Annotated in this window: 17 protein-coding genes; 2 read left to right on the top strand and 15 right to left on the bottom strand. The window is 29.0% G+C overall.

From position 1 onward, the window contains the following. Positions 1 to 68 precede the first annotated feature (68 nt). The 11 genes from PZA12_RS09780 to PZA12_RS09730 all read right to left on the bottom strand — a co-directional run bounded on the left by PZA12_RS09780 (position 69) and on the right by PZA12_RS09730 (position 10,537). Positions 69 to 779 carry a pseudouridine synthase gene (locus PZA12_RS09780; protein WP_077839509.1) on the bottom strand — a complete coding sequence of 237 codons (711 nt, stop codon included), beginning with the start codon at positions 777 to 779 and terminating at the stop codon, positions 69 to 71. A gap of 192 nt (positions 780 to 971) precedes the next feature. Then, positions 972 to 1,226 (bottom strand): ground-like protein, encoded by a 255-nt coding sequence (locus PZA12_RS09775; protein ID WP_077839510.1) that lies wholly within the window; start codon positions 1,224 to 1,226, stop codon positions 972 to 974. Positions 1,227 to 1,396: 170 nt separating this feature from the next. Continuing rightward, a complete protein-coding gene (locus tag PZA12_RS09770; RefSeq protein WP_103698317.1) occupies positions 1,397 to 2,461 on the bottom strand; it encodes a hypothetical protein in 1,065 nt (354 codons plus the stop codon). Next, the gene (locus PZA12_RS09765; RefSeq protein WP_103698316.1) at positions 2,442 to 3,338 is read right to left on the bottom strand and encodes an ABC transporter ATP-binding protein; all 897 of its coding nucleotides are present in this window, start codon (positions 3,336 to 3,338) and stop codon (positions 2,442 to 2,444) included. The genes PZA12_RS09770 and PZA12_RS09765 overlap by 20 nt, the downstream gene beginning before the upstream one ends. After that, positions 3,322 to 3,720, bottom strand: a complete 399-nt coding sequence (locus tag PZA12_RS09760; protein WP_103698315.1) for a GntR family transcriptional regulator — start codon at positions 3,718 to 3,720, stop codon at positions 3,322 to 3,324. The genes PZA12_RS09765 and PZA12_RS09760 overlap by 17 nt, the downstream gene beginning before the upstream one ends. Next, positions 3,713 to 4,240, bottom strand: coding sequence for a hypothetical protein (locus tag PZA12_RS09755; RefSeq protein WP_181005997.1), 528 nt, complete (start codon positions 4,238 to 4,240; stop codon positions 3,713 to 3,715). The genes PZA12_RS09760 and PZA12_RS09755 overlap by 8 nt, the downstream gene beginning before the upstream one ends. Positions 4,241 to 4,446: 206 nt before the next feature. Then, positions 4,447 to 5,943: a glutamate/gamma-aminobutyrate family transporter YjeM gene (yjeM, locus tag PZA12_RS09750; protein ID WP_103698313.1), complete on the bottom strand. Its 1,497-nt coding sequence runs from the start codon at positions 5,941 to 5,943 to the stop codon at positions 4,447 to 4,449. A gap of 621 nt (positions 5,944 to 6,564) precedes the next feature. Beyond that, entirely contained in the window at positions 6,565 to 6,969 is a 405-nt protein-coding gene (locus PZA12_RS09745) for a YmaF family protein (RefSeq protein ID WP_103698312.1), read from the bottom strand. Between the two features lie 247 nt (positions 6,970 to 7,216). Continuing rightward, positions 7,217 to 8,494 (bottom strand): FAD-dependent oxidoreductase, encoded by a 1,278-nt coding sequence (locus tag PZA12_RS09740; RefSeq protein WP_078117027.1) that lies wholly within the window; start codon positions 8,492 to 8,494, stop codon positions 7,217 to 7,219. After that, positions 8,491 to 9,480 carry a sulfide/dihydroorotate dehydrogenase-like FAD/NAD-binding protein gene (locus PZA12_RS09735; RefSeq protein WP_103698311.1) on the bottom strand — a complete coding sequence of 330 codons (990 nt, stop codon included), beginning with the start codon at positions 9,478 to 9,480 and terminating at the stop codon, positions 8,491 to 8,493. The genes PZA12_RS09740 and PZA12_RS09735 overlap by 4 nt, the downstream gene beginning before the upstream one ends. Positions 9,481 to 9,682: 202 nt before the next feature. After that, complete coding sequence (locus PZA12_RS09730; RefSeq protein WP_078117029.1) at positions 9,683 to 10,537, bottom strand: D-alanyl-D-alanine carboxypeptidase family protein; 855 nt, start codon at positions 10,535 to 10,537, stop codon at positions 9,683 to 9,685. Between the two features lie 141 nt (positions 10,538 to 10,678). Between PZA12_RS09730 and PZA12_RS09725 the strand changes: the two genes are divergently transcribed. Continuing rightward, positions 10,679 to 11,221, top strand: coding sequence for a DUF2953 domain-containing protein (locus PZA12_RS09725; RefSeq protein ID WP_103698310.1), 543 nt, complete (start codon positions 10,679 to 10,681; stop codon positions 11,219 to 11,221). Between the two features lie 23 nt (positions 11,222 to 11,244). After that, positions 11,245 to 11,715 carry a GerW family sporulation protein gene (gene ytfJ, locus PZA12_RS09720; protein ID WP_077840855.1) on the top strand — a complete coding sequence of 157 codons (471 nt, stop codon included), beginning with the start codon at positions 11,245 to 11,247 and terminating at the stop codon, positions 11,713 to 11,715. A 166-nt stretch (positions 11,716 to 11,881) separates the two neighbouring features. Here the strand turns inward: ytfJ and scpB are convergent, their stop codons facing one another. The 4 genes from scpB to PZA12_RS09700 all read right to left on the bottom strand — a co-directional run bounded on the left by scpB (position 11,882) and on the right by PZA12_RS09700 (position 17,210). Continuing rightward, positions 11,882 to 12,472, bottom strand: coding sequence for an SMC-Scp complex subunit ScpB (gene scpB, locus PZA12_RS09715; RefSeq protein ID WP_078117031.1), 591 nt, complete (start codon positions 12,470 to 12,472; stop codon positions 11,882 to 11,884). Continuing rightward, a complete protein-coding gene (locus tag PZA12_RS09710; RefSeq protein ID WP_077840853.1) occupies positions 12,465 to 13,211 on the bottom strand; it encodes a segregation/condensation protein A in 747 nt (248 codons plus the stop codon). The genes scpB and PZA12_RS09710 overlap by 8 nt, the downstream gene beginning before the upstream one ends. A gap of 442 nt (positions 13,212 to 13,653) precedes the next feature. Then, positions 13,654 to 14,844 (bottom strand): D-alanyl-D-alanine carboxypeptidase family protein, encoded by a 1,191-nt coding sequence (locus PZA12_RS09705; protein ID WP_103698309.1) that lies wholly within the window; start codon positions 14,842 to 14,844, stop codon positions 13,654 to 13,656. A 176-nt stretch (positions 14,845 to 15,020) separates the two neighbouring features. After that, complete coding sequence (locus tag PZA12_RS09700) at positions 15,021 to 17,210, bottom strand: DNA topoisomerase III (protein WP_103698308.1); 2,190 nt, start codon at positions 17,208 to 17,210, stop codon at positions 15,021 to 15,023. Between the last annotated feature and the right edge of the window lie 514 nt (positions 17,211 to 17,724).

Here is a 17,724-nt window from a genome sequence, read left to right as displayed (position 1 = left end):
CTTGCTTTAATTTATTAATGATGTATGATCAACTTTCTTTCATCTGTTCTTTATAATTTAATTATTATCTATAAACTATTGATATAATCTAGTTCTTCTTTGTTTAACTTTCTATATTCCCCTCTTTTTAAATATCCTAGTTTTATTTCTCCTATAGATATTCTTTTTAAAGATAATACATCATGGTGTATAGCAGCACACATTTTTCTTATTTGTCTATTCTTTCCCTCATGAATACCAATCTCAATAGTCGAAACACCTTTATCATAACTGATAACTTTAAGCTCAGCTGGAGCAGTAATATATCCTCCAATATCTATACCTATTTCAAACTTCATCTTATCTTTATCAGTTACCTCGCCCTTAACTACTGCCACATACCTTTTTATTATTTCTACCCTTGGATGAATTATTTTATTATAAATTTCTCCATCATTTGTTAATAACAATAATCCCGAGCTATCATAATCTAATCTTCCAATTGGATAGATTCTCTCATTCACCTTAACTATATCCAAAATAGTAGCTCTGCCTTTTTCGTCTTTAACCGAGCTAATATACCCCTCAGGCTTATTAAGCATTATATAAACTTTATCTTCTTTCTTTTTTATTTCCTTTCCATTATATTCTATCATATCTTTTAATGGATCTATTTTTATTCCTACTTCATTAACTATAACCCCATTTACTTTAACTTTACCTGAAATTATTAATTCCTCACATTTTCTTCTTGAAGCCACTCCACAATTTGCGAGATATTTCTGCAATCTTTCTTCCATAATTTAAATCACTCCATTTAGCATATAAATACATTTATACTTTTACATTTTAGATTATATCTTTTTCACTTATATAATACAACTTTCTAATTATTTTTATTTGAATATAAAATAATAGAAACGCTGTCACCAGCGTTTCTATCATCTAATTATAAGGCTACTTTTAAATTGTACTCCTTATGATTAATCAAATTACCAGAGAAATCCTCCGCAACCTGCTCCGCCACCAAGGAATAAAATTAATAAAATCCAAAGCCAGCTTCCGCAGCCACCAAAGCCACATCCGCCTCCAAAGCCGCCGTAGCCTCCGAAGCCGCCGCCATATCCACCGTAACCACCGTATCCTCCGCAGCCGCCGCCGCATCCGCAAACGTTACAGCAACTAGGTTTGCAAGAGCAACAAGAATTACATTTACAGCAGCAACAATCATTAGAATGTTTAGACATGTTGATCATCTCCTATTCTTTTGTTAATATATTCTATTCGATACATATATTTTTTGTTCTTTATGATTTAAATAAAATATGAGAACCATCTACAAGTATACTTACTGCATATGGTTCTCACTAAACTAAAATCTATAAATATTTTGTTTATCAAAAATTATTTTTATCGCCTAAACTATATTTTTTAATATTCTTTTCATTACCTTGTAGGCTATAAATCCAATTAAAAATATGCATATTATATCTAGTCCAAGACCCTTGACTAAGTCTGACCCTATTAATGCTCTAGAACTTCCATTCTTTAGCTGCAAACTATGAATAAAACTTTCAGTCAAAAATAATGATGCAAATGATCCAACTGCTGTTGATACTAGTGTTACTAAAATCTTTTCGTTATTTTGTGATGAAAAGATCTTATTAGCATTCTCTAGTTTATATTTATTTTGAACTACACTGTAAACAATAATCATAATTATAATGATAAATAAAATACTTACCATCTCACTCCATAAATGTCTGATTATTATATCTTTAACGCTAATTCTATTAAATACAATCTCACAAAAACCTCTTAATTTAACGTTATAATCTAACCCTTCTATTTTATCTAACAAACTATAATCTTTATTAACTCCAAAATACTCAAGTATGGAAATAACCTTAGCTATTATTATAGAAATAGATACAGGTATTACAGAAATCATGCTAATAAATCCTATTACTGAATTAGAAAACATCAAATCTATTATTAACATAAACATTATACCAATAATTCCAAGTAAAATTATTTTTGAAGTTTCTACAGTAACTATATTCCAATATCCCTCAACAACTGATATAAATTCAGCATTACCGAAATATGATACTATTGCTATATAAACATACGTTATTACAAAAAGTATTAATGTAATCAAAAGACATATGAATTCATTATATCTAATCTGCTTTTTTGTGTATGGTCCACTGCATAAGAACATTTCAGTATTTCTCTTATTAATTCCCTTTGCTATAAAATATATAGCTACAAATATAATTGCTAGCATGAAATATTCGTGCCAAACATTCGTATAATAGTAGTTATCAAAATTGTTTGCAAGTCCATTTCTGACATCATTTAAATTGTTCTTTATGATTTCATATGCTACAGCCCCCCATATTAATAATCCTATAAAGATGGCTGCCTTAGCAGAATTAAACCATGCATATAACAATCCTTTATTTAAATATTTTTTCATCATTATCCTCCTTATCAACTTTATAGATAAAGATATCTTCCAAGCTTAGATCTATTTCTTCAATAAATAACGGTTTGAATTTTTCTAAGCTTTTTATAAATTCCCCGTCATATTCATCAGTTATTATGTTAAATACTCTCCCAACTCTACTAATTTTAAATATTCCCTTAAGTTTTAAATCTTCTTCATAAACAGACTCATCAAAAGCCACTTGTATCTTTTTTATCTTATTCTTCATATTTTCCACAGAATTTTCATATGTAACTACGCCTTTATCTAAAATAGCTACATCATCACAAATTCTCTCAAGTTCATTTAAATGATGAGAACTTATTATTATAGTTGTACCATTTTCAAAAACTTCATCTGCAAATATCTTTAATAATTTATTCTTTAGTATTGCATCTAGTCCTGATGTTGGCTCATCCAATATTAAATATTCAGCATGAATAGAAAAAGCTAGCATTATGGAAAGTCTCATTTTCATCCCTTTGGATAATTGGAATATATACTTATTAGTTTGAATTTTAAAAATTTTATTTAATTCATTAAATTTTTTTTCATCAAAATTTTTATATGAATATTTATAGTACTTCAGTATTTCGCTAACTTTAAAATTTGTTTGCATGATATTCTCATCTGCTACATATCCAATCTTATTTTTAACATCTATATTATCATAAACATCTCGCCCATCATAAAGTACATTTCCTGATGTTCCTTTATAAATTCCTGTTAAGCATCTTAAAAGTGTAGTTTTCCCAACACCATTTGGCCCTATAATTCCAAATATTTTATTTTTATCTATTCTGATATTTATATTTTCCAAAATCTGCTTTCCATCAATCTCGAATGATAAATTATTCACTTCTATCATTATCATCCACCCCTAACTCAGAAAATATTTGAAGCGCTAACCTTATAAATTCTTCTTTACTAACGCCCCCATAACTTGCCTCAAGTATAATTTTTTTTAATTCATTTGAAATGTGCTCCATTTTTTTATGATCCCCCTTACCTTCATAATTAGATGTTATAAAAGTTCCTTTTCCCCTTAAAGTTTCAATTATACCTTCTCTTTCGAGTTCACCATAGGCTTTGCTTATTGTATTAGGGTTTATCATAAGTATTGATGCCAACTCTCTAACTGATGGTAATTTCTCACCCATCTTTAAAGCTCCTTTTAGAATAAGTTCCTTTATCCCAAGTTCTATTTGTTCATAAATAGGAGTACTACTCCTAGGATCAACTCTAAGCATTGTCTTTACCTTCTACATAAGAATGATACGTAATATAATCAATTACTAAACCTTCTCCCTCATCTACAAGGACCAAGTTAACTTTTAGCTTTTGTGGCCTATCATTTTTTCCCTCTGGATATCTGTAATTATCTGCATCAACAATTAAACTTATTGGTTCTTCTCTTGTTATTGGACGTCTTTTAGAAAAATTATTTCTAAATCCATCATATTCACTTAACATTTCATTTTTATCTTTTTCGCTAAGATCATATACTTTTTCTATTTTTACCTTTGAGAAATTAAAATCAATATTAGTTATCCTTTTTCGTTCTGAAAAACATTCTTTAAACTCATTTGTTTCAGTGAACTTTCCAGTTTCATCAATTGCTTTTAATGGCTTACCATTTAGTTGATCTAGAACTTCATTTATTGTTTCAAAATGCTTCTGCTTTTGATAGATTTTATTATTATCCATCCCAAGAAAAGCAGTAATTATAATGACAATTCCAATCATAATAATTATCGTTGATTTTTTCATAAACTTCCCTCCTAATTGTATTAAGTGTACTAATTCATATAGTACACTTGAATTATAAAACTCATTTCTTGATTTTTCAATTAATAATTGTTTAACATTTCTTATTTTTTCCTTAATATATATAATGTAATCGTAAATTATTTGTACAAATAAAAATAACTAGAGATTATAACCCCTAGTTATTTTTATTATGTACAAACAATTTTCTAAATATCTTTTTTCTTCTCTCCGTTAGCATAGATTAATAATGCTGCTACAGCAAAAACTACAGGTCCCGCAATCATAGCAATTGTAGATTTGTAATCACCATGAATTGCTGGCTCGATAATTGTAAAGAAATTTGCGAATCCAACCACTGCCGTAACTATAATTCCTATAAATATAGCAGATGATTTACTTTTCAATATTATAAAAGGCTTCTCTATATTATCCTTTTTTCTAAATGATATATATGCACTTGATAAAAATAAATATGGTATAGTCATTGCAACATTAGTCATTAATACTAACATTGTGAAAAATAATTTTGCACTGCTTCCTCCCATAGAAACAAATAGCACCATAACTGCTACTATAATGGTTTGAATAAACATTGCATTTATTGGCATCTCGTTTTCATCAATAACAGCCATCTTTCCTGGCCAAAGTTTTGCTGGTGTTCCCTCTATTAACTGTTTAAGCGGAGAATATGATAGTGTGAAAAATGCCCCTGTTAATGCCAAAAACATTGATAATCCAACGAACCTAGCTACCCAATTTCCAACTTGTATAGATAACGAATTACTTAATCCCATTGAGCTGCCCAAGGTATATCCTAAATTATTCATAACAACATATGCAACGTTTGCCATATTGATGTTTTCACCCGAAAGAGTGCCTGCCCAGTTTGTAAATATTCCAATCAAGAAAATTCCAAGAGAATAACCAACAGAAATTATAGCTGCTGCTATTAAAATCCCCTTAGGAAATGTCTTCTCTGGATTTTCAGTTTGATCAACAAGACCACTCACAGCTTCGATACCACCATATGCAAATAAAGCAAAAACCAGGAATGATAAAACTGAACTAATATTCTGATAAGCTGGATTTGGTGAATTAACAAAAGACATTGTAGATGAAATTTCCTCTTTAAATTGTCCCTTGTTTAATATAGATATTATAATTGCGCCCACTATTAAAACTATGTTTAGAAGCGCTACTGCTATTCCTCCAACTGATGTAATCTTAGTTATTTTACTTATTCCTCTTTTTGATATAAAATATGTTGCAGACACCCATATAACACCAAGTACACCTAAAATTTGAGTTGAATTCAATCCAAGTATTCCCCAGCTTGATGTAGTATCTATTCCAAATATTGTATTTGATAACGGAATCCAAATAGTAGAACATATATTTATCATCCATACTACGTAAGAAGAATACCACATGAAAACTCCTACAAATGCAAACTTAGGACCTACAGACTTCTCCATCCATGAGTATATACCACCTTTTTCATCTTTAAATGCAGATCCATATTCCGCCATCATGAATGCAAATGGTATAAAATATGTTATCCCTCCTAATATAAACCAAGGAATTGCCCCATAACCCATAAGATAAAAAGATCTTGGCATATTAGCAAATCCGAAAACTGATGTAAAGATCATCAGAATAAGTGTAATTAATGTTAATTTCTTTTGTTTGTTATTCTTTGCCATTTTTATTACTCCTTAATTTTAAATACTTAGCATATTCAAATAGAATGAATAGTATTTTTATTTATTATTTGCAATTTTGATATACTTTTATGCTATATTTAAATATTAAAATATATTTATGTCATATAAAACATATTCTTGTCTATAATATAATCATTCTTTTGACAATTCAAATCAATATTTTAAAATTAATTTAATATTTAAGTCAATTTTATTGACAATTTATTAAAACTTTTTTCTGCTTCCATATAATTTTAAAATATTATAAATATCCTTCTGATTTATTATCAAAAAATATAACTTTTACTTAACAAATTTGATATGAATCTCCTCTATTTTGCCTAAGAGTAAGATTGCAAGAAACTTTGGTTAAATTCCATATTGTACTTCGCACTCTTTTTATATAAGTTCCGTATTGTGCTTCGCACTCTTTTTATATAAGTTCCGTATTGTGCTTCGCACTCTTTTTATATGTGTAGATTTTTTTACGTATCTGTCTTTTCGAAAAAATAAGAAAACTAATTAACCACACCCTATTTATGCTAGAGTGTGGCTAATAGCTATGAAGATTCATATTGTTTAGGCAATAATACCTGCAAACAAAAACAGCTTAATTTATGGTTAATTTCTATCTGGTACATTAGATGGATCATCAATTAGAGTCGTAAAAAAATAATCGTGATCATGCCCATCATTGAATGATGTTTGCCCTTGAACTATATGAATATGCTTATTTCGTGAAATATAAATCGCTGGACCAGTTGTAATGCAAATTCTATGATTATGATCATTAAATGTGTCTGTGACTTCTTCAATTCTATGAACATGAGATAGTCCAACCCTTATTGCTGGACCAGTAGTCCCAGCAATACGATGGTTGTGTTCTTCACACTTCTCATCTTCTGCATAATTTGTGCTTGATACAAATTCATGATTATGATCCCTATACCTATAATAATTATCACCAAGTTGGTTTCCTCTATAATGACGACCATAAGCAATATCGCAATTATTATTGTTGCTCATCTCTAATTCCTCCTCAGTTTTTATATACTATATGTTATGTACAATCATATGATTGGTGTTAAAAAGCCAAACTTATTTCATTTATCTTTCTAATTAATTAAAATTTAATTAATATCAGCTTATAGCATAAATTTTCCTAACTTATTTAATTAATGCTTAATGTAAGTTTCTTTGTAAAAATAAAAGACATGATTTTAAATACCATGTCTTTTAAATCTTCATAACCTCTTCTTAGTTATAATAATTATTATAATAATTTTTGACTAAAAATATTATCTAAATTTACTTTTTTGATTCTTTTTGTAATTTCATCTACATCTATTGTATATAACCCCAATTCTTTCATCCTATTAAAATATACGGAACCTGCGAAAGTATATCTATCTTTTCTTCCTTCTCTAGTACTAGCCTTTTCATTTGCATAAGTTATTATATCTCCGATTGCTATAGATGAAGGAAGTATCAAAAGCGGCATTCCCATAGCTAATCTTACCGCATTGTGCCCAGCTAAAGTACCAGTACACATTGCTTCTGTATGCCCTACAAATAACCCACATTTCTCACCTGCGCAGAATAAATTATCTACACCAATTACCTTTAAGTCATTAGTTCTTGGTGCAACTGATAAATACCTAATGGAGTTTCCTTTACTTCCTGCGTATGGATCAACATATTTAGCATTTTCCAATCCTTTTATTTTCCTTAGTTTATGCAACGGATAGTAAGTTGTCATTAGCTTTGCATGTCCAGTATCCAAAAGTATGATATTCTCAGCAAATTCTTTGAGAGCATATTGTTGGCATACTTTTGTACTTAATTTATCATAATTTATATCTTCATTAGGAACTTTTAAAATTACAACACCTTTAGAATCTAACTCATTTCTTATTTCATCTGACAAACTTTCTTTAGCCAATTTACAAGAACCAGAGAACGCTCCTAAGATATCATCTCCTCTTTCACCCTGAATATCGGAAACTCCACATCTCTCACTAATACTGATTCTAGGCCCAAAAGCAGGGCACCTTAAAACACACATCGAGCAGCCATTTCCATAACGCAAGCAATTTCCCATAGGCCCAGTAGTTCCTGTTGTTTCTATAAATACGTCACCTTCTATATAAGTTCCATCGCTAAGGTAAACACCTTTTATTTTTTGTCCATCAAAATTGATATCATTAACTCTACTCTCCATCATTAGGTTTATATCTAATGATTTCAAATATTTGCTAACAACTCCCTCTATTAAATTGACATTATAAAGTGTAGCATGTTTATGTCCAGGAAAATCTATATTTTTATGAGTTGAAATCTCATCTGTGATTTTAACCAGATCTCCTCCACCAAGAGCTATTAATTCTTCTGCAGCAGTATATCTACCATTATTACGCATTATTCCACCTACATTACCAAGTCCAAGTAACAAATCTGTCTTTTCGATGATAGTAACATCTGCTCCAGCTTTTTTACTTGAAATTGCTGCCGCGCATCCAGACCAACCTCCGCCAACAATAATAACCTTCATATAAATCTTCTCCCTTCAAAAATACTTCTCGGGTCAGCCTGTTCTTTGCAGAATCTTTTTACTCTGTGACCTGAAAATCTTGATGTACATGCTCCACAAATTCCTTCACCACAGCACATCTTAAAATTATTACAACATGAAAGTGAGACATCATTTCTATTAATGTCGCTTAAATAGTTAATAACACCATAAGTCAAAATATCGGCCCCTGCTACATGAATATAATTAGTTCCATTTTTAAGTGAATCCTTAATCAACACTTTTGCATGGTCTGAGAGCTTGCCCTTATCCAATAGTGAGCACTCTGATACCTCTATTTTATATTCAGATAAAATTTCTTCAGAAAAATTTTCTTCAAATGGATCTTTATCAATTATTATTTGTACATCATTACTTTGTGAAATTAATTTTTTTACTACAGGTATCATAGGAGCTAATCCAATACCTCTTGCAAGTACTAATGCTTTATTATTCTTTTGGGCCAATATATTTTTAATTCCAAAAACACCATTCCAGTAAGGTCCACGTATTACTATGTTCCCGCCTGTTTTTATATCTAATAACTTAGCAGTTTTAACCCCCCTGATTTCAACAGCAACCATTATAGTGTCATTCTCTATATCTGAATTCATTATAGATATTGGAACATCAAAATAATTATTTCCATCAGTTCTTATAAATACATAGCTTCCAGGTTTCACCAAATCTATAACTAATTTATGAGGAGCTTTAAATTTAATTATCACTAATTTATCATTATAATTTTGTACCTCTACCACGCTACATTCAAAAGTTTTACGACCTTCTTTTGCTTTATTTCCATTATTATGGAGTTCTTGATATATACAAACCCCCTTCCAATTTAAACAATCGCAAAAAACTTCGCCTTGACATTGGGAGCAGGTCAAACACTGCCCATACTCTGCAAGTTTACATGGACAATACTCCGTTCCCGCATCTATACAATCAATAGCCTCTTTTACCATTTTTTCTCCTTTAGATAAAATTGCTTCTAATATAAATTATTTTAAAATATCTAATTTGACACAAATATAATTGTTTAAAATTATTTATTTTGCAATATTTTAATCTATATTTTAATACTCAGATTACTTGTCTTTGATTCTCTGAAATGCTTTATTTAATAAAAAAAGTAGATAGTAATAAAAAACTATCTACTATTGCTTACTAAACCAATTCTTTAACTGTATGATTTCCAAATGCTACTTTTTCTAATACATAATTATATATTTTTTCTGTAACATTCCATCTATCTGGACAATTTAAAACCACAATGATAACATCTTTGCCATTATTATTAATTGATGAAACTAAACACTTACCTGCTTGGCCTGTATATCCTGTTTTGACACCATTAGCTCCTGGAATTCTCCACAATATTTTATTTATGTTATTATAATCTCTAGTAAAATTATACTTTTCCTTTGAGATTTGTTTACTTCCTACTACTTCTCTAAATAGATCGTAATCCATACCCTTAGCAGTAAGTATCGCTAAATCATATGCTGAAGAATAATGTTTACTACTATCCAATCCATGAGGAGACTCAAAATGTGAATCTAATATTCCTATACCCCTAGCATAATGATTCATTATTTCTGCAAATCCTTCTATTGATCCCCCTAATTCCTCGGCAATAGCTATTGCTGCATCATTTCCTGACTTAAACATTAGCCCAAAAACTAGCTCTCTTAAAGTAATTTCTTCGTTTTCTTTATAACCAACTGTAGATCCTCTTATACTAGCTGCTTTTTTGCTTATTACTACTTTTTTATCTAAATTACCTTGTTCAATAGCTATTAAAGAAGTAAGTATCTTTGTTGTACTTGCCATTGGAACTATCTCATAAGCATTTTGTTCAAATAAAACTGCATGACTTTCCTTATCCAATGCAATCGCAGATCTAGCATTTACTCTTAAATTATTAGATTTACTTTTAGCATTTGCATCTATACATATTATTTGAGTACATATAAGAATTAGTGCTATCAATGAAGTGCATTTACTAGTACCTTTTCGCATAATTAATCACCTTCTAAACTTACTATTTGGTTCTAGTTTACCTTTAAAATTATTTTTTAAACCTAATTTTGATAATTTTCTAGGTTTATTTTTTTATTATTAGTCAATAATTATGGAGTAGATATAGTTTGGAGGAATTTTATGAAATTATTTTATGTCTTTTTAGTGGTCTTATTAATATTTTTTATTCCTATCCCTATTAAATTTAGTATTTACTATTCTACAATAGATTATTATATAAAATTATATGGATTTAATCTTATCTCTAGAAATAAGAAAAGAGCGACACGTATAAAAAAACTCAAAAATTCGCCTTTAATTAAAAATAAGCATAAATTTTTTTCAAAAATTAATAGTAAAATAAATTTCAAGCATCTGATTTCTACTTTAAGTAGTTTAAAATACAAGCCACTGTTAAAAATAAATTTGTCCTTGGACTATTCCCTAAACGATGCTGCAAGAACTGCAATTTTCTATGGAATTATATATAATACAACATCATTAACTTATATTCTCCTTAATTACATTTTTAATATAAAGAGATTTAATTTTAAAATAACCCCTCTATTTGAGGATAAATTTTTACTAAAAATTGAAACTTCAAGTATAATTTTCTTATCACTTGCAAACATTATATATATAATAATTAATTTGTTAAAAAACAATGAGAAACAAGGGAGGTGACCCCTTAGTAAAGGGGATTTATTATGTCAAGTGAACAACATGTCGAAAACTTAATGAAAAGTACTATGGAAAATCTTAAGGATATGATTGATGTAAACACAGTAATAGGGAAAGCTATAGAAACAAAAGATGGAACTTATATCGTTCCAGTTTCAAGATTAAGCTTTGGATTCGCTTCTGGTGGAAGTGAATGTCTAAATTTAAAGCAAAATATCACAAGTACAACATTTCCTTTTGGAGGCGGCTCTGGAGCAGGGGTTTCTGTTAAACCTGTAGCATTCCTAGTTGTTAAACAAGATGGTGTTAGAATGCTACCTGTAGATCAAGATACTACATATGATAGAATTGTAGATACAGTTCCTCAAATCTTAGATATTGTAAAAAGTTTAGTAAAAGATATATGTGGAAAGAATAAAAAATCTGCTACTGTCAATACTACTACTGTTGATAATAATTCCGAAGAATGTTATTGCAGTGATAGCGATAATATTTAAATTGCTCCTAATTTTTAATTCAAGAGAGAAGTAGTTGTTCAATAATACACTATTTCTCTCTCAAATTTAATAAAATAAATGCAAGAAATTTAAAAATAAATTTTATTGTTTTTTAAAATTTCAAATATTAATATATTTATTACTTCCGATAATATATCCTTAAATTTTATTCCTGTCCATGATCTTCCTGAACATCTTCTTGCCCAAATAAATCTAAAGAAGGAAGTTCCTTTAAATCTTTCAATTCAAATTGTCTTAAAAATTCATCTGTTGTTCCATATAAGATTGGTCTACCAGGCACTTCTAGTCTGCCGACCTCTTTTATAAGATCTTTTTCTAAAAGTCTTTGAAGAGCACTCTCTGATTTAACGCCTCTAATTTCGTCAATATCAATTCTTGTTATAGGCTGCTTATAAGCAATTATGGCTAAACTCTCTATAGATGCTTGGGATAAAGATTGTCTTTTGTTTTTCTTTAGAAGCTTCTGTATATAATCTGAATTTTCAGCTTTCGTAACTAACTGGTAACTTCCTTTAATACATATTATTTTTATTCCTCTATTATTATTTTCGTATTCTTCCATCATTTCATGGATGATAATTTCAATAAGTTTATTTTTTTCTTCAAGATGGTTAACCAAATCCTGTAAACTCAATGGTTCTCCACTAGCAAATAACAAAGATTCTATTGCGGATTTTAAAGAATCTTTTTTCTTGTCATCTATAAATGGAATTTGAATCCCTTTATCATTACTCATCATCTGTTCTCCTTTCAATCAATATATTGCTAAAATTTTCGCTTTGATATACTTTGATCATCCTCTGTTTAATCATCTCTAGCAATGCCAAAAATGTCACAACACACTCTAATTTGCATTCACAATTTTCAATAATTTTGTGAAAGCTACTTACCTTCTCTGTTTTTAACTTGTCCATAATATATTCTAACTTATCTTCTATTTTATATTTATCCACATATATTTTTTTCTGAATTATGTTATTTCTATTTTGCTTATTATTGTATATCTCAAGTAAATTATTATATATATTAAACAATTCTATAAGACTTATATTTTTTAATAAATCTTTTTTATCAGTATCATCTCTTTTTTCTTCTATTACCTCTGGTTTCTTTCCATATATCTCGCCAGCACTAGTATATCTGTCTTTTAAAAATACTGAAACCCCTTTTATTTTCCTATAAAGAATAAGTTTTTCTAAAAGCTTTTTCTCATCATCTTCTTCATCATCTTCTTGTTTTTTAAGCTTCGGCAACAAATTCTTAGATTTAATTTCTATTAAGGTAGCCGCTACTACAATAAACTCAGAAGTTATTTCTAAATCCATCTTTTTCATTTCATTAATATAATTCAGATACTGATTAGTTATTTCATATATTTTCACATTATATATACTCATTTGATTCTTTCTTATTAAATGTAATAGAAGATCAAACGGGCCTTCAAAATCATTAATTTTAATCTTTGGAAGTTCCATATATATCTTTTTTACCTCCATTATGAATTATACTTAAATTATAACTTTAAATCTAAATAATAAGTACTATAATATATAATAACAAGTAATAACACCTAAAACAAGAATCATTAATTTATATATATGTTGCATTTCACAATGCACATTTCACAATTCATAATTACGGCTAAAATTCTTGCAATATTTTTAGAATTATAATGAAGAATTATTTCTGCAATATATATACTTTGAATAATAAATTTACGCTTGAAATTTTAGTAAGTTAAACATTTCATTTAGTAGCAATATATAGAGACTTATTAAAAATATACATATCATAAAAATACAAAACAAGCATAGCTAAATAAATTTAATTAAATTTATTCTTCAACTATGCTTGAATTATTTCTTATTTATAGTTTTACAAGAAAAATATAAAATTCATAATATTTTTTTATTGAGGCTATACACCTTTTTCGAATAAGTTTTTAATATTATATTTTATATTGTCAATTATATTGCCTTTCTTGACATCTCTATCGCAATATATATCTACCTCTCCTACTTTTTCGCTACCCAAATAAACTTCACATTTTCCAACTATATCTCCTGCTTTGTATTCTTTTTTTAGCTCATCTATAACAATTTTTTTCTCTAAATCCTTATTGTCACCCTTAGGAAGTATGACATTTAAGTCATCTTTAGCCATTGCCATAAAGAACTTATCTGTTTGTTCATCCATATATACTTTATCTATTTCTTCATCTTTAGATACAAGCTTTTTGCCTTCATACTTTGAAAATCCATAATTAAGTAAAACACCTGCATCACGATTTCTTATTTTATAAGTTGGTGCTCCCATTATTACAGATAGCATTCTTACTCCATTTCTTGTTGCTGTAGCGCTAATGCAGTATTTAGCTTCATCCGTAAATCCAGTTTTTAACCCGTCACAACCTTCAAAAAATCTAACTAATTTGTTGTGGTTTACTAGTTCTATTGGAGATTTTCTTCCTTCTGATATATTATCCATATAAGTTCCTGTATATTTTAAAACCTTTGGATGTTTCAATAACTCTTTTGACATTATTGCTATATCTTTTGCAGTAGACATATGTCCATCTGCTGGTAATCCATTACAGTTTTTGAATGTTGTATTAACCATTCCAAGTTCCTGCGCTCTTTTGTTCATCATATTAACAAAATCTTGCTCTGTACCTCCAAGATATTCTGCAAGTGCAACTGCCGCATCATTTCCAGAAGCTATCGCTACACCTTTCAAAAGTTCTTCAACAGTTCTTATTTCTCCAGTGTCTAAAAGCATTGTACTTCCGCCCATTTTCTTAGCATTTTCACTACAAGTTACTTTATCATCTAATTTAATTTTTCCGCTATCTACGCCCTCCATTGTTATCAACATAGTCATAATTTTTGTTACAGATGCTGGTGCAAATTTTTCATCTGCATTCTTTTCATAAAGTATTTTGCCGCTCATTGGTTCCATTAATAAAGCTGATCTTGCTTCAATATTAGTTCCATCTGATTTTACTTTTTCATCCGTATCTACAGCTTTGGCTAAGTTAATTGGTAAAAGTAATAAAGTAAAAATAAATATCAAAGTAAAAGATATAATTCTTTTTGCATTATTTTTCATAGTTACTGCCTCCTTTCAGAATTAGTGTTACCATAAGAAGAAATAATATAACAAGTAATTCTAATTTTCTTAACAATATGACAATATTTTTAACTTATGCATAACTACCGAAATAAAGGGTATAAATATATTTAATAAAAAACTTCTAGTAACTTTAAATTACTAGAAGTTTTTTACTATTTATCAAATTTTATATCGCCTAATAATGCAGCAAAAGGATTATCATTAAATTCTTCTGCTTCTTTCTTCATTTTCTTCATATAATTATTCACTTCTCTTTTATCAATCTTTCCATTTTTCTCAAATCTCTTCTTAAATTGAGAAGCTTTTTCTCTAAAATTGCAGTTACTGCCAGGGCATACGTATATTGCTCCCTCACCATTTCCTCTTAGCTCTAGTTTCTTCTTACACTCAGGACATCTAGCATTAGTTACTCTAGCCACACTTTCCCTATAACCGCACTCTCTGTCCTGACAAACATTCATTATCCCATTCTTTCCTTTGACTTCTAACAAATATTTGCCGCAGTTAGGACACTTCTTTCCGGTTTTATTATCATGAACGAATTTACTATTTGTACATTTAACATCTTCAACTAATGCAACTGAATAATTTTTCATTTCTTTTACAAATGAGTGATCATCTCTTTTTCCTTTAGCTATTTCATCTAACTGACTCTCCCATTTGGCTGTTAAAAGTGGCGATTTCAAATCCTTTGGAACGAGTTCTATCAATTGTTTTCCTTTTGACGTAGGAATTATTTCCTTACCTCTTTTTTCTATAACAAAAGAATTAAATAACTTTTCAATAATATCTGCTCTAGTAGCAACTGTACCAAGTCCACCAGTCTCACCTAAAGTTTTTGCAGCTTCTTTACTAACGTTTATATATTTATGAGGGTTCTCCATAGCTGATAAAAGTGTAGCCTCTGTAAATCTAGCAGGTGGTTTTGTTTCACCTTTCTTTATATTAACACTATCTACCTTAATACTATCCCCTTTGGATACTGTGGGAAGCACTTGCTCTTTTATTTCTTCATCATCATTATCTTCCTCTAATTTATCATAAAGCTTTTTCCAACCTTTGGCCTTAATAACTTTTCCTTTCGCAACAAGCTTTTCTCCTTCAACCTCTGCTTCTACTGTAGTTTGAATATATTCAAATGGTGGAAGCATAACACTTAAAAACCTTTTGACTACTAAGTCATAGATTTTTCTCTCTTCAGATGATAAAGCTGATAAATTAGGCTTTTCTTCTGTTGGGATAATAGCATGGTGATCACTTACCTTGGAATTATCTACAAATCCTTTATGACCATTTATTTTACTCCTAAGCAGTTCTTCTGCCGCAGTCCTATATTCACCAATAGATATTGCCTTCAATCTTTCAGGAATAGTAGCTACAATATCTGTTGTAATATATCTAGAATCTGTTCTTGGATAAGTTAATATTTTATAATTTTCATAAAGCCTTTGCATTATATTTAATGTCTGTTTTGCAGAATATCCCCATATTTTATTCGCATCCCTTTGTAATTCAGTTAAATCATAGAGGGCAGGAGAAAACTTTTTCTTATTTGTTTCGCTTACATTAACTATTTTTCCATCTGAATTTCTTAGTTTAGAAGCCACTTTACTTGCATATTCTTCATCAAAAATTCTTGAATTATTATCTTTATTAATCCATGATAAAGTAAATCCTTTAGTTTTTCCTTCTAAAGTATAATAAGCTTTAGGTTTAAAATTTCGTATTTCTTCTTCCCTTGATACAATCATAGCTAGTGTCGGTGATTGAACCCTTCCTGCTGATAATTGTGCATTATATTTACATGTTAATGCTCTTGTCACATTAAGTCCCACAAGCCAATCTGCTTCTGCTCTACATACTGCTGCCTTATAAAGATTTTCGTAAGCTTCACCAGGCTTTAAATTTCTAAACCCGTCTAAAATAGCTTTTTCAGTTTGAGACGAAATCCACAATCTCTTTAATGGTTTCTTAACTCCTGACTTTTCTAATATCCAGCGTGCTACCAGTTCTCCTTCCCTTCCAGCATCTGTAGCGATTACGATATCACTAACATCATTTCTCAATAGTTGTTTTTTTACTTCATTATATTGTCTTCCTGTCTTTTTTAACACCGTAAGTTTCATATGTTTTGGAAGCATTGGGAGTGTTTCCATTTTCCACTCTTTATATTTATTATCATATCCTTCAGGATCCATAAGCCCAACTAAATGTCCCATTGCCCAAGTCACTATATATTTACTACCTTCTATATATGAACCTTTATTTTGGTTACACTTAAGAACTTTTGCCAAATCTCTCCCCACTGATGGTTTTTCTGCTAATACTAATGTTTTACTCATTTTTTCTCCTTGTCGATAAAAAATCCAATAATAAAAATTTATTTCTCATCATTGCTTATTTTCTATACCTAATTTTATTTTAATAAATATTTTTTTATTTTAACGTATCAAATTATCTTTTCTTCATATTTTTCATCTATTATACTATTTTTTATTAAATTTTAATCAATCTTAAATATACATTCTGATATTAATTATTTCCATTCTAGTCTTAATAAATTAACAACATACTTTGTATACTAAAATTCAAATGTAAATTCGTTATTTCAAAATATATCCTTCTTCAATTAATCATATTTATTTTACAAATTTTAAGACATCTTATAATTCATTTAATCATTATAGTTATATGATGATTAGTATGATTTTAAATTACTTTACCATTATACAACGTTTTTCTAGATAATCCTATTATTTTGAATCAACTATTCTCGGCTTAGTCATTTTTAAGTTAATTATTTAACTTATAATTTGTTTTAAAGTAAAAACTCAATTCTATTCACACATATTTATG

This window comes from Clostridium beijerinckii, from assembly GCF_036699995.1.
GTDB classification, from domain to species: Bacteria; Bacillota; Clostridia; order Clostridiales; family Clostridiaceae; genus Clostridium; species Clostridium helianthi.
Note: the sequence above shows the minus strand (reverse complement) of the source record. Positions and strands in the feature narration are given on the sequence as shown.